Origin of the sequence: Massilia rubra, from assembly GCF_011682065.1 — a bacterium.
Taxonomy (GTDB): Bacteria; Pseudomonadota; Gammaproteobacteria; order Burkholderiales; family Burkholderiaceae_D; genus Telluria_A; species Telluria_A rubra.
The window spans coordinates 77581-91771 of the sequence record NZ_VUYU01000012.1 but is presented as its reverse complement, the minus strand read 5'-3'; the positions used below and the strand labels follow the sequence as shown (position 1 = coordinate 91771).

The following is a 14191-nucleotide window of genomic DNA, read 5'->3' as shown; positions in this document are numbered from 1 at the left end:
GGCTCCCCAGCGCGCGTTTCACGCTACACTGACGGCTTCTCACAGGAGCCGTCATGATCCCACGCCTTCGCCCTACCGCCGCCGTGCTCGTTTGCGCCGCAGCCGCCTGTATCTCCCCCGCCCGCGCCCAGACCATGCAAGCGGGCCTGTGGGAAAACACCAGCAAAACCACCTCGCAAAACCCGCAGATCGCCCAGGCCATGGCCGAGATGCAAAAGCAGCTCGCTTCCATGACACCGGAACAACGCGCGGCGATCGGACAAATGGCCGGCAAGGCGGGCGCGCAGCACTTCGCCATGAACCCCGACGGCAGCGTGACCATGAAGCTGTGCCTCACCCAGAAAATGATCGACGACGCGGGCGGCAACTTCCTCGGCCCGCAAGACGGCAACTGCAGCCACAAGAAAACTCCGCTGGTCGGCGGGACGCAGCGCTTTTCCTTCACCTGCAACAAGCCGCCCGCCTCCGGCCAGGGCAAGATCACCTTCCAGGGCGGTACCAGCTATACCTCGAGCATGACGATGTCTTCCAGCGCCACCGGCCAGGAAGACTCCATGCTTCTGGAAGGCAAGGGAAAATGGCTGGGCGCCAATTGTGGCAACGTCAAGCCGATCGATATGAAACCGCCCGGCGCCCGCTAGCCTGCAGCCACGCCATTCATCCGGCAATGTTGAAACAACAACATCCAGTGCCCGTTTCACGCTAAACTAGCGGATTCACACTTGGAGTAACTATGAATCAACGTTTCCGCCTGACCACCCTCGCCCTCGTTTCCGCCGCCGCCTTGGCCATGTCGACCGCCAGCGCCCAGACCATGAAGCCAGGCCTGTGGGAAAGCACGAGCAAAACCACCTCGGCCGACCCGGCGACCAACAAGGCGATGGCTGAGTCGCTAAAGCAGATGGCCAAGATGCCAGCGGCCCAGCGCAAGGAAATGGAAAAGGCGATGAACCAGCCGGGCGGCCCGGTCATGACCATGAACGCCGACGGCAGCATCACCGTCAAGAGCTGCGTCAGCCAGAAACAGATCGACGCCGGCGCCAACATCGGCGTCGATGACGGCAACTGCAAATACAAGCAAGGCGCCAACGTGGGTGGCACCCAGACGTATTCGTACGCCTGCGCCACGCCGCCGACCTCGGGTGAAGGCAAGACCGTGTACCAGGGTAACGAGTACACCTCGACCGTGAAGATGAACACCACCGCCAGCGGCAAGAAGGACGTCATGACGTCCGAGACCAAAGGCAAGTGGCTCGGCGCCGATTGCGGCGCCATCAAGCCGGTGGACATCAAGCCGGCCCCGGCCAAGAAGTAAATGTGGCCATGTGGGCGGCGCCAACGCGGCGCCCACACCGGCGCGGCTTACGCGGCGCCGGTAAACGCCAGGTAGCGCTCGCGCGCCAGGGTTGCCACCGGCCCGATGGCAAGCGTGCGCTGCTCGTAGCGGATGCAGGGCGTGACCTTGCCGTAGTTACCGGTATTAAAGATTTCCAGCGCTGTCAGCAGCTCGTCCGGATGGACGCTGCGCTCCTCCACCGCCACACCGGCCTCGGCCAGCAAAGCAATCACCCGCGCCCGCGTAATACCCGCCAGGAACGTGCCATTCGGCACCGGCGTCACCACCTTGCCCTCCGGCGTGACCAGGAACAGGTTCGAGGTCGCGAACTCGGCCACATTGCCATCGCTGTCGACCACCACCGCATTGTCGTAGCCGCGCGCGGTCGCTGCGCGAATCGCGCGCGTGGTGTTGGCGTACAGGGCCGAGGCCTTGGCGTCGGTCGGCGCCATGCTGGCGTCCGGCCGGCACAGGGTGGACAGGCAGGCCGAAAAACCGGTGAACGGCGGCATCGGCGCATCGAACAAGGTCAATGCGAAACCGCTCTTGTCGGGCACCGGCACCAGAAAGCCTTCCGCGCCGAACACCAGCGGGCGTACATACAATTCGGCGTCGGCCGGGAATTTGGCGACGCCCTCGCGCACCAGCGCTTCCATCTCATCGACCGTCAGCGGGCACTGCAAACCGAGCCGCTCGGCCGAGCGGATCACCCGTTCCAGGTGCGGGCGCAGGTCGGGCAAGCGGCCACGGATGGCGCGCGCGCCGTCGAATACCGACGAGCCGAGCCAGACGCTGTGATCCATCGCGCCGAACAGCGGTACATTACCTTCGGCCCATTGTCCTTTGAAATACGTCAGATACATAATTGCTCCCTATTCATTGTTATACAGGCAGTTTAACCGAACTCGCCGGCCAGGTTTGGCCACGCCCACGGCCCGGTTAGAGGGCGAGCTCCAATGCAGCTCAGCAATAATCGCTCCGTACCTGTTAGCATTGAAAATGCTGCAATCATATATTTAACTTAACACACGTCCTTGGACCTCCCGGCTGATGCACCTCGCAACTGATATGACTCCCTCCCGACAGCCAGGCCACTGGTTCACCATCGGCGTCGTGATCGCCCTGCACGCGGCCCTGTTGCTGGCGTGGCGCCATGCGCGCGAGAAAGCCCCGGGGCATGACGAGGACAGTGGCCCGCGCATCCAGTGGATCGACACCATCGCCCCCAGGGCGGCCGAGCGGGCGCCGCCAACCCGCCCCGCGCCGCCCGCCGGCGCCAGTAGCGCACCGGTGCGCGCCACGCGTCCGCGCCGCGATCCGCCGCTGACGGCACCGGCGCCGCCCGCCACTGCCGTCAGCGTCCCGGCCGCGCCCGCCAGCGAGACGCCTGCCATGACCGTGGTGCCGCCCGATCCCTTCGCCGAGCCGGCCGCGCCCGCACCGTCGCATTCCGCCGACGCCATCCGCAAGCGCGCGTTTGCCGACCTGGGCAAGATCGACAAGGACTTGCGCAAGGCATCGCTCAACAAGTTCGTCGTGCCCGACGATTCGCCGCAACAGCGCCTGATCGCCGGCATCCAGTCGGCCCGGCGCAACCCCACCTTGTTCGAGAAAGCCGAGATCGAGGAAATTACAACCGGCAACAGCGACAATGGGGCGCGCAAATACAAGATCAAGACGGGATTGGGAACGTATTGCGTTACCTATCCATCCATCAACGATCCAAATGGTAAAAAGAAATACGAACTGTGCCCCAGATAGCCGCCCGGGCCGGTCTGTACGCTAGCGTACAAAGTTTCAGAGCAACACCACGTACACTACGTCTTTAGTATCTGTTGCTCCGGCTATATTTCATGCTTCCCACTTTAGAACGAATCGATCCCCATAGCGACCGCATTGACGTGCTGGTCGACCTGGTGGAAAAACTGCGCCCGCGCCGCCGCGCCGAGATCGCCACCAGCACCGAGCGCGTGCGCACCCTGTGCCAGCTGCTCAAAGGCAATCCAAAGCAAGCGTCCGCCCTGCGCAGCTACCTCACGCGCCTGCTCGACAGCCGCCGCCACGCCAGCCTGTACACCGACATCGGCGTGTTGTCGAACGACGGTTTCTTCACCGAATTGAAACGCCGCATTTCCTACCGCTTCCTGCCGCCCGCGCTCGGCGATGTCTACCTGAGCGACGCCATCGACCAGGTGCTGTACGTCCAGACCGATTACCGCTGGATCGGCAGCGTGCCCGCCGCCGACTGGCTGGAACTGTTCGACGTGGTCTCGAACGCCCCGCCCGCGCCTCTGACAGGCCCGGCCAACGCGGCCCGCACCACCGTGCTCGGCATGCTCGAAGCGATCCGCACGATCTCTTGCCGCGTCTGCGCGCTCGGCTTCGAGCCGCGCCTGATCAGCAGTCACGCCGACATCGAAAACTTCGATTCGCCCTTCCTCATGCAAAACATCGAGGTCAACAATTACCTCGACGGTTATGCGCGCCTGATGGCCGGCGAAGTGGCCGAGGTCGATGATGCGCGCCACCTGCTGGTCATGCTCGACCAGTGCGACAGCGTGGTCGCCAAGATCCGCAAGAACGCGCTCAGCCACGGCACCAGCGTGGCCCTGACCTATCTGCTGGTCGCGCTGACCCAGAGCATCGACCGCCTGCGCAAACTGCTGTTCCTGGTCGATGTGAGCGGTCACTTGCCGGCCGCTCCCGGGGTCGACCTGGCCACCCTGGCCAACGACGCCACCCCCGAGTACGCCCCGCCCACCAGCCTGCGCCGCGCCGGCGGCATTGCCCTGGCACAGGAACTGGTCGAAGCGCACAACAACAAATACACGGTGCGCGACCTGTTCGCCGACAATATCGACCTGCTGGCGCGCAATGTGACGGAAAACGCCAGCCGCACCGGCGAACACTACATTGCCGACACCCGGGTCCAGCTGCGCAGCATGTTCAACTCCTCGGCCGGAGCCGGCTTCATCGTCGGCTTCATGGCGCTGTTCAAGATCCTGCTCGGCACCCTGCGCGCCGCGCCGCTGGTCGAAGCCTTTTTGTTCAGCCTGAACTATTCGCTCGGCTTCATGCTGATCCACGTGCTGCACTTCACCGTGGCCACCAAGCAGCCGGCCATGACCGCCTCGCGCATCGCCGCCGGGCTGTCGAGCAAGGATGGCAGGAATATCGACCTCGACAGCATGGCGGAGCTCATCAACAAGGTGTTCCGCACCCAATGCGTCGCCGTCCTGGGCAACCTGGCCACGGCGATCCCGACCGCCTACCTGATCGCCACCGGCTACCACTACGCCACCGGACATCACCTGGTCACGCCCGAGAAAGCCATGCACCTGCTGCATGACATCGACCCGATCCACAGCCTGGCCCTGTTCTACGCCGCCATTGCCGGCGTGTGCCTGTTCGTGGCCGGCCTCATTTCAGGTTACTTCGACAACAAGGCGCTCTACACGCGCATGGCGCAGCGGGTCTACCAGTTGCGCGGCCTGGGCCGCCTGCTGGGGCCGGAACGGCTGCTGCGCCTGTCGCAGTACATCGAGAACAACCTGGGCAGCCTGATGGGCAATATGTACTTCGGCGTGCTGCTGGGCACCATCGGCACCCTCGGCTTCCTGTTCGGCCTGCCGCTCGACATCCGCCACGTCACCTTCTCGTCAGCCAACTTCGCCACCGCGCTGGTCGCGCTCGACCACAACATGAGCTGGGAAGTCGCGCTGACCTCGATTGGCGGCTTTTTATCGATCGGTACGGTCAATCTCGTGGTAAGTTTCGGTTTAGCACTGTTGGTTGCGCTTCGTGCGCGCAAGATTCACTTCGAACACGGTATTTTGCTGTTGAAAGCACTTGGACGGCGTTTCCTGGCCGCCCCCATCGATTTTTTCATCGGACCCAAGGACCTGCCATCCGAGTCGCCCGACGCCGTACCACTTAGGGGATCAAAATGACGAAAACACGTGTCGCCGCCTGGCTGGCCGTGCTGGCCCTGGCGGTCGGCCTGGCCTCCTGCGCCTCCCTGCCCTCGATGGAGGGGGTGGGCGAGACCCCGGTGGCGCAGAAGCACCCGACGGTCGCCACCGGCAAAGGCCGGATGGACAAGAAAAAAGCCGCCGACCTGCTGGCGCGACGCTGGGCCAAGGCCACGCCCGACATGAAGGCGCTGGCGCTGCTGGAAGAAGCCGCCACCGGCGTGCCCTTGGTGGCAGGCAACAAGGTCACCCTGCTGTTCGACGGCCCGGCCACCATGAAGGAAATGATGAGCGCCGCCGCCAACGCCAAGGCCTCGATCAACCTGGAAACGTATATTTTCGACCAGGATGAGATCGGCCTGCAGTTCGCCGATGTCCTGATCGAGAAGCAGAAACAGGGCGTCACCGTCAACGTGTTATACGACAGCGTCGGCACCCTGGCCACGCCCAAGGAATTTTTCGAACGCATGAAGCAGGCCGGCATTGCCATGGTCGCCTTTAACCCCGTCAATCCGGCGGCGCGGGTCGGCAAGTGGGAATTGAACAACCGCGACCACCGCAAGCTGATGGTGGTCGATGGCAAGGTGGCGTTCACGGGCGGCATCAACATCAGCAGCACGTATGCCAACAGTTCCTTCTTCCGTTCCAAGCGCAAGCCGGACGCGACCGACAGCAAGAAAGTCGGCTGGCGCGACACCCACATCAAGATCGAGGGGCCGGCGGTGGCCTCGCTGCAATATCACTTCATCGACGCCTGGGTCAACCAGGATGCCGGCGAGTTGCCCGAGCGCGAGTACTTCCCGCCGCTGGCGCCGGTCGGCGACAAGATCGTGCGCGTGCTGGCCACCGATCCCGAGCGCGAGTCGGAGATTTACAAGTCGTTCATGCTGGCGATCCAGGAAGCGAAAAAATCGGTGCACATCACCTCGGCGTATTTTGTGCCGGACCGCCAGTTTGTCGACGCCCTGAGCGCGGCCGCCAGGCGCGGCGTGGACGTGCGCCTGGTGCTGCCGGGCGTGACCGATCACGGTCTGGTGTTTCATGCGGGACGCGGGTTTTACGATGAACTGCTGCGCAACGGGGTCAAGATTCACCAGTTGCAAGTGGCGATCCTGCATGCCAAGACGGCGGTGATCGATGGCACCTGGTCGACGGTCGGCTCGGCCAATATCGACCGCCGCAGTTTCCTGCACAATTACGAATTGAACGTGGTCGTGCTCGACGCCGGCTTCGGCACCGATATGGAAAGCGCATTCGCCGAAGATATGCGCGATTCGAAGGAAATCACCCTGGAACAGTGGCGCGACCGGCCGTGGAGCGACCGGGTCAAGGAGTGGGCGGCGCGCCTGACCGAGTACTGGATCTGAGCGCGCACGCGCAGCCTTGCCCCGGCGCCCAGCAAAGTGTTGTTCGCCGACCCGATTCCCTACCGCTTGCGAGCGAAACGCATTTACACAAAATTTACGTTTCGCTATATTCGAAGCACATAGGGATCATCGCGGCTTGAGATAGATCAAGCAAAGCCTTGATTCATCGGGCATGCGCGACCGTTGCAGCTGCCCCCGCAAATGGTGCGGACCTGTCCGGAAAGCGATCTCATGCCGAATTACACCTTTCAGAAAAAACAAATGGCGGTGCTGGTGGCGGGCGCCTGCCTGGTGATGGCCAACGCGGCGGCGGTCAGCAATCCTTGCCCGGCCGCCAGCGGGGGCATCATCACGGTGGACAACATAACCGTCGATAACACCTGCACCATCGGCACCGGCGAGAGCCTCGCCGTGACCGCCACCGGGGTGATTACCGTCCCCCTGGCAAACACGCCCAACAATGGCGTCCAGCTCGCTACCGGCGTCAGCGCCGGCTCGATCACCAATGCCGGCACCATCAACCCGGTCGCGGTCGCTCTTAACATTGAAGGCACCCTCACCGGCGGGATCACCAATACCGGCACCATCGCGTCCACCGGACCGTGGGGCGGCATCACCGAGGAAGGCATCCGCCTGAGCGGCGCCACTGTTACCGGCGCCATCAGCAACGGCCCGGCCGGCGTGATCAGCGCCGTCAACGGCACCGCGATCCATATCGTCAACAGTTCGCTACAGGGCGGCATCACGAATGCGGCCGGCGGCAACATCAACGCTGCCGGCGGCTTTGCCGCGCTCGACATCAGCAATTCCCAGCTCGGCGCCAGCATCGTCAACCAAGGGCATATCGGCAAGACGCCAGGGCAAAACGCGCGCGGCATCGCCCTGGCGACCGTCACGCTCACCGGCGACATCCTCAACAGCGGCACCATCGACACCCAGGGCGGCAACCCGGCGCTGGCGCTGGCGGGAAGCACCGTGAGCGGCAAAATCAGCAATAGCGGCACGATCGGCGGCATCAACTCGAACGCCCTGTCGGTGCAAAGCGGCTCCACCGTCGGCATGATCGAGAATACCGCGACCGGCATCATGAGCGGCGGCACCCAGATGATCGGCGTCGCCAATTCGACGGTCACCAGCGGCATCGTCAACGCCGGCAAGCTCACCGGCATCCACCCGATCGTGCTGACCACCGCCATCATCAGCGGCGGCGGCATCCTGAACGATACCGGCGCCGAGACCCACGGCCAGCGCGGCATCAGCCTGAGCGCGACCCAGATCAGCGGCGACATCATCAACCGCGGCCTGATGGACGGGGGCGAAGGCGGCATCGCCGCCTTCAATGGCACCACAATCACCGGCAACATCAATAACGCCGGCACCATCACCACCACCACATCGAACGGCAATAATGGCCTGGACGGCTCCGGCATATTCGTCAGCGCCAATTCGAATGTCACTGGCCAGGTCGTCAACAGCTCGCTCATTTCCACGAAAGGCAACGGCATCACCCTGGCGAACGGCGCGACGGTGGGGTCGATCAGCAATACCGCGACCGGCGTCATCACCAGCACAAACCACGCCATCAATATCAACGGCACCGGCGCCAGCGTGGCCACCGGCATCGTCAACGCCGGTGCGCTGAACGCCCCGCGCGGCATCCGGATCGGCAGCGCCGCCAATATCGTGGCCGGCGGCATCGTCAACCAGGCAGGCGCCACCATCACCGCCACCGACATCGGCATCACGGTGCCGAATGGACTGATCCACGGCGGCATCACCAACGATGGCACGATCAGCGGAACCAACACCGGCATTGCGATTACCGGCACCAGCGTGCTCGATGGCGGTATCCTGAACAGCAGCACCGGCGCCATCAGCGGCACCAATTCGCTCAACTTCACCAACAGCGGCAGCGCGTTTACCGTCACCAACCAGGGCAGCCTGACTGGCGCGCTCGCGCTCGGCATCAATACCTTGACTATCCTGGGCACGACCGCCAGCGTGACCGGCAACGTCACCGGCGGCGCCGGCAGCGTGGTCAATATCGGCACCGGTGCGCTCAACAGCGCGGCGATAACCGCCGGAGGCAATTTCGCCGGCTTGAGCCAGATGAATATCAGCGCCGGCAGCACCCTGCGCTCAACCAGCGCGCTGACCATCGGCGCCACAAGCATGAGCAACAGCGGGATCCTGTCGGTCGCCGCCGGCCATACCGTGACGCTGACCGGCGACTATCTCCAGCCCGTCGGCGGCATCTTCCGCACCGGCCTGACCAACGCCACCACCTACGGCAAACTGAACGTCACCGGCAATGTCGACATGTCCGCCAACAGCAACATCGATGTCGATGTCGGCGGTGCACCGGTGCTGGCCAACGGTACCATCCTGGCCGATGTCATCAAGGCTGGCGACACGCTGACCACGGCGGCCACCATTCCTGTCACCGACAACAGCTTCCTGTTCAACCTGACTGGCGTCAAAAACGGCAAGTCCATCGACCTGGTGATCGCCTCGGCAACGCCGACGCCAACCCCAACGCCGACACCAACCCCGACGCCGACCCCGACGCCGGTGCCAACGCCAACGCCGGTTCCGACGCCAACCCCCGTGCCGACGCCGGAACCGACACCCGTCCCGACACCTGTGCCTGTGCCAACGCCGGTTCCTGTGCCGACGCCGGTGCCCGTGCCGACGCCTGTGCCTGTGCCTGTGCCGACGCCGGTGCCCGTGCCGACCCCGGTTCCAGTCCCGACGCCGGTGCCTGTGCCGGTGCCGACGCCTGTGCCTGTGCCGACGCCAGTGCCGGTTCCAGTGCCGACGCCGGTGCCGGTCCCTGTTCCGACCCCGGTTCCGACTCCGGTGCCGACGCCTGTTCCGACCCCGGTGCCAACGCCGGTGCCGCCAATCCAGCCGCAGCCGGCCAATACCGCCGTCTCGGCCATCGTCGCCACTGGCAACTCGTCCGGCGGCGGCGCGGCGCGCGTGTTCGACGGCCTGATCGCCAGCAGCGCCGGCGGCGACATGGGCCAGGTCATCACCGCGCTGGGCAAGCTGTCGACCGCGCAACAAGTCTCGGATGCGGTCGGCCAGACCCTGCCGCTGGCGGGCGGCGGCATGGCGGCCGCGGTGGCCGCCACCATGAACCTGACCGACCGCGTGGTGCAAGCGCGCATTGAGGCCAATCGCGGCCTGTCGGCCGGCGACGGCTACGGCAGCGAGCGCGCCATGTGGGCCAAGCCGTTCGGCGCCTGGGCGCGCCAGAGCGAGCGCGATGGCACGCTCGGCTACAAGGCCGACAGCGGCGGCCTGATCGTCGGAGCGGACGGCGTTGTCAGCAGCGCCGACCGGATCGGCGTCGCGCTGACCTACGCCCGGACCAATCTGGACGGCAACGGCGCGAGCACGCAGTCGGCCGATATCGACCTGCTGCAACTGATGACCTACGGCAGCCACAACCTCGATGCCGACACCGACATCAGCTGGCAGCTCGACGCGGGCACCAACAAGACCGAGGGTCGCCGGCTCATCAGTTTCGGCGGCCTGACGCGTGTCGCCAGCAGCGATTATCGCGGCATGAGCCTGCATGCTGGCAGCGGCATCGGGCGCGTCGTGCGGCTCAGCGAGCAAACCAACCTGGTCCCATCGGTGCGCCTGGACTACACCACCGTCAAGAACAAGGCCTACGCCGAAACCGGGGCCGGCGCCCTGAACCTGCTGGTGAACAGCCAGCGCGCCAAGCAGTTCATCCTGTACGCCGACGCCAAGTTCAATCATTCGCCATCGAAGCAATTGACGTTTTCCGGCAACCTCGGGCTCGGCTATGATTTCCTGGCCGAGCAAACCGCGCTGGTGACTGCGTTCGCCGGTGGCGGACCGGCCTTCACCACCAACGGGGTCGACGCCAAGCCGCTGTTTGCGCGCGCCGGCGCCGGCGTGACCTTGCTGCGCGACGGCAACACCGAACTGACGGCGCGCTACGACGCCGAAGCCCATCGCGGGTTCCGGGCGCAAAGCGTCTCGTTCAAGCTGCGCAAGCAGTTCTGAGCGCCGCCGCCGAGCCTGGCCTGAGGGGACCGATGCCGACCGACGCCCCCGCATGGCGTTTGAAAAGCGACCTGGCCGGCATCGCGTGGCCGGCCGTCCCGGATGTGCGGGGCGGCCTGGTCTGCTCCCTGTTGCGCCAGATGGAAAGCGAGCAATGGCTGGCCCCGCACGAGATCGCGGCGCGCCAGTCGGTCCAGCTGGCGCAGATCGTGCGCCACGCCGCGCGTAGCGTGCCGTGGTACCGCGCGCACTGGCCACCCGGCCTAGTGGCGCAATGGAGCGAAGGCGCGCCCGTGCGCGCGGACGATTTCGCACGGCTGCCGTGCTTGTCCCGGCGTGAGCTGCAAGCGCAGTTCGACCAGCTTCAGAGCGGCGCCGTGCCGTCCGAACACGGCCCGCTGGCGGACGGCAGCAGTTCCGGCTCGACCGGCACGCCGGTGCGCTTTCGCAAAACCTACCTGAACCAGCTGATCTGGGAAGCGCTGACCCTGCGCGACCATGCGTGGCACAGTCGCGACCTGCTGCAAACGCTGTGCATCATCCGGCGCGGCGAGGCCGCCGAGGCCGACAACTGGGGCATGGCGACCCGCATGTTCCACACCGGCCCAGCCCATCTGTGCCCGGTCAGCGTCGATGTCGAGGCCCAGCTGGCATGGCTGGTGCAACGCGCGCCGGGCTACCTGCTGACCTACCCCTCGCTGGCCCTGCAACTGGCCACGCTCGCGCTTGAGCAAGGCGTGCGCCTCCCAAGCCTGCGCGAAGTGCGCACCTTCGGCGAACCGCTCGACGCGCACGTGCGCCAGGCCTGCCACGAGGCCTGGGGCGTGCCGGTCAACGACACCTATTCATCCGAGGAATTCGGCTACCTGGCGATCCGTTGCCCGCACAGCGGCCACTATCATGTCCAGTCCGAAAACGTGCTGCTCGAAGTGCTCGACGACGACGGCAATCCCTGCGCGCCGGGCGCCTGCGGACGCGTGGTGGTGAGCGGTTTGCTCAATTTCGCCATGCCCCTGATCCGCTACGAGCTGGGCGACATGGCCGAAGCCGGTCCGCCCTGCCCCTGCGGGCGCGGCCTGCCGGTGCTCACGCGCATACTGGGGCGCACCCGCAACATGCTGGTGACGGCCGACGCCAGGCGCTACTGGCCCACCTTCGGCTTTCGCGACAGCGGCGCGACCGGCATCGTCCAGCGCCAGGTGGTCCAGACCGCGCCCGACCAGGTGCAGATCCGCTATGTCAGCGCCGATGCGCTCTCGCCCGACCAGGAAGCGAGCCTGGCGGCGCAGGTGGCGCAACGCCTGCCGCCGGGAATGCGCGTCGACGCCCTGCGGGTGGCCGAGATCGCCCGCAGCGCGAGCGGCAAGTTCGAAGAATTCATCTCGCTCGTGGCGGCGCCAGCGGCATCCTGAGCTCAGCCCACCCGCTGTCCCTGCAACATCCATTTGACGTACAGACTGTCCGGCGTGGCGGGCCGGTGCCCAAGCAGCTCGCGCGCCGGCAGCGGCTCGCAGCGCACCGTGCCCAGGCCGGCGGCGCGGGCGCCGGCGGCCAGCTCGTCGCTTGACGCCACCGCATGGGTGGTCTTGGCGGCGCAAAAGGCGCGCACGATGTCTTCCAGCGCGGGCTCGCCCAGCAGCGGCAGGTGCAGCGCCGCCGTGCGCTGGGCGGCCAGGCTGGCCACGACCATGCGCTCGACCTGCTCGGGCGCATACACCAGCGGCGCCGCGCCATGCTGCGCGCGCACGCTTTGATACAGCAGCAAGCTGCCCGCCGGCGCCAGCCGCGCCGCCAGTTGCCCGAGCAGCGCGGTGCGCTCGGCCGGCGCGATAAAACTGAGCAGGGAATGGGTCAGCACCAGGTCCACGCCCGGCGCGTCCGGATCGGGCGGCGCGCGCAGGTCGCACACCTGCGGCGTCACCGCAAACCCCATCGCCCCGGCGTAGCGCCGGCACAGCGCCAGCGGCGCCGGCGAACGGTCGGCGATGCGCACATCGAGCGCGGCGACGCCCTCGCCGAAGGCCTCGTGCAACACCGACAGCAGGCCGCAATCGGCGCTGCCGGCGATGCAGACCGAGGCAACCGGCCGTACGCGCGCCAGTGCGCGCAGGTCGCGCACGATCTGCGCGCGCTCGCTGGCCAGGCCGCTGATCACGCCCAGCAGTTGCAGCACCACCCAGCCGGTATGGTAGGCCGAGGCCATCGGCAACAAGTCGGGCAAGGCTTGCAGCAGCAGCGCGCGCCGCGCATCCGCGCTGAAAACGGACACCGGCGTCACTGGCCTAGCGCCAGGTCGGCGCTGGCAAGGGCGAAGCGCGCCACGGCCGCCTCGTCGAGCGTCACGCCGAAGCCGGGGCCGGGCGGCAAGCGCGCCTGGCCATCGCTGATATCGATGGTTTCGTTGATGATGTCGCCGGCGAAGCGCTCGCGCGCGGAACCGTAGCCGACGAATTCGCCCACGGCGGGGTGCGCGGCGGCAAAATGCAACAGGGCCGCGCTGCCCACCCCGAAGGTGTGTTTCGAACCGAGGTTGCACTGCAGTCCGCCGGCTGCGGCAATCTCGACAATGGCGGCCGAGGCGCGCAAGCCGCCCGACTTGGCCAGCTTGACCGTGATGATGTCGGCCGCGCGCGCGCGCACCACGCGCATCGCGTCGGCCGGACTGAGCACGCTTTCATCGGCCGCGATGGGCGCGTGCGCGCGCTCCGTGATCAGCTGCATGGCCTCGATATCCCACCAGGCGCACGGCTGCTCGATGCATTCGAGCGCGCATTCGCGCAGGGCGGCATCGACCGCCAGCGCCGCCTTGCACTGCCAGGCCTGGTTGGGATCGATTTCGAGGCGCGCCTGGTCGCCCACGGCGCGCTGCACCGCGCGCGCCATGCGGATATCGTGGCGCCAGTCGGCGCTGCCTTTCAGGGTCAGCAGGCGGTATCCCCTCTCCACCAGGGCGCAGGCCGACTGCACCGCCGTGCGTTCGTCCGGCATGGCCATGCTGCGCGAAAGGGGAAAGCGCTCGCGCGTGGCGCCGCCGAGCAGGTCGGCCACCGCAATGCCGAGGTGGCGCGCCTTCAGGTCGTGCAGCGCCAGGTCGACCGCGCACAGGGAGGTGGGAAAGGCGTGCCGTTCCGACGACAGGCCGGCCAGCATCTGTAACAGGGCGACGATGCGCGCGCCGTCCTGGCCCAGCAGCAGCGGCCCGCTGACCTCGGCCAGGCGGCGAAACACGGAGTCCGCGCTTTCGCCGTCGCGCGCCGGGAAGATGATCGAGGCCTCGCCCAGGCCCACCGTGCCGTCGCGCGCGCTCAAGCGCAGCAGCACCTTGTCGCCCACTTCCAGGCGCCCGCGCGAGGACTGCATGGGCGCCAGGTACGGAATGCGCACCTTCCACACCTGCACCCGCACGATCGTCAGCGGCGCGCCGCGCGCACTTGCAGAAGACATATCAGCCATTGAGCCATTCCGTAGATGAA

The 14191-nt window shown here is 66.2% G+C and carries 10 protein-coding genes; 7 read left to right on the top strand and 3 right to left on the bottom strand.

Going from position 1 to position 14191, the window contains the following annotated elements; translation table 11 throughout:
• Positions 1-53 precede the first annotated feature (53 nt).
• Positions 54-641: a DUF3617 domain-containing protein gene (locus tag F0185_RS18725; protein WP_167226932.1), complete on the top strand. Its 588-nt coding sequence runs from the start codon at positions 54-56 to the stop codon at positions 639-641.
• Positions 642-733: 92 nt separating this feature from the next.
• Complete coding sequence (locus tag F0185_RS18720) at positions 734-1315, top strand: DUF3617 domain-containing protein (RefSeq protein ID WP_167226930.1); 582 nt, start codon at positions 734-736, stop codon at positions 1313-1315.
• Positions 1316-1362: 47 nt separating this feature from the next.
• Here the strand turns inward: F0185_RS18720 and F0185_RS18715 are convergent, their stop codons facing one another.
• Positions 1363-2199: a branched-chain amino acid aminotransferase gene (locus tag F0185_RS18715; protein WP_167226928.1), complete on the bottom strand. Its 837-nt coding sequence runs from the start codon at positions 2197-2199 to the stop codon at positions 1363-1365.
• Between the two features lie 205 nt (positions 2200-2404).
• Here F0185_RS18715 and F0185_RS18710 point away from each other — a divergent pair, with 205 nt between their 5' ends.
• The 5 genes from F0185_RS18710 to F0185_RS18690 all read left to right on the top strand — a co-directional run bounded on the left by F0185_RS18710 (position 2405) and on the right by F0185_RS18690 (position 12130).
• Positions 2405-3097: a hypothetical protein gene (locus F0185_RS18710; RefSeq protein ID WP_167226926.1), complete on the top strand. Its 693-nt coding sequence runs from the start codon at positions 2405-2407 to the stop codon at positions 3095-3097.
• 92 nt (positions 3098-3189) lie between these two features.
• On the top strand, positions 3190-5286 hold the full coding sequence (locus F0185_RS18705) for a site-specific recombinase (protein WP_167226924.1): 2097 nt from the start codon (positions 3190-3192) through the stop codon (positions 5284-5286).
• Entirely contained in the window at positions 5283-6674 is a 1392-nt protein-coding gene (gene cls / locus F0185_RS18700; protein ID WP_167226922.1) for a cardiolipin synthase, read from the top strand. The genes F0185_RS18705 and cls overlap by 4 nt, the downstream gene beginning before the upstream one ends.
• Positions 6675-6905: 231 nt before the next feature.
• Positions 6906-10718 (top strand): autotransporter outer membrane beta-barrel domain-containing protein, encoded by a 3813-nt coding sequence (locus tag F0185_RS18695; RefSeq protein ID WP_167226920.1) that lies wholly within the window; start codon positions 6906-6908, stop codon positions 10716-10718.
• A 32-nt stretch (positions 10719-10750) separates the two neighbouring features.
• Entirely contained in the window at positions 10751-12130 is a 1380-nt protein-coding gene (locus F0185_RS18690) for a phenylacetate--CoA ligase family protein (RefSeq protein ID WP_167226918.1), read from the top strand.
• A gap of 2 nt (positions 12131-12132) precedes the next feature.
• Here the strand turns inward: F0185_RS18690 and F0185_RS18685 are convergent, their stop codons facing one another.
• Both F0185_RS18685 and F0185_RS18680 read right to left on the bottom strand, forming a co-directional pair.
• Positions 12133-12987, bottom strand: coding sequence for a class I SAM-dependent methyltransferase (locus F0185_RS18685; RefSeq protein ID WP_167226916.1), 855 nt, complete (start codon positions 12985-12987; stop codon positions 12133-12135).
• Positions 12988-12992: 5 nt separating this feature from the next.
• Entirely contained in the window at positions 12993-14171 is a 1179-nt protein-coding gene (locus F0185_RS18680) for a mandelate racemase/muconate lactonizing enzyme family protein (protein ID WP_167226914.1), read from the bottom strand.
• Between the last annotated feature and the right edge of the window lie 20 nt (positions 14172-14191).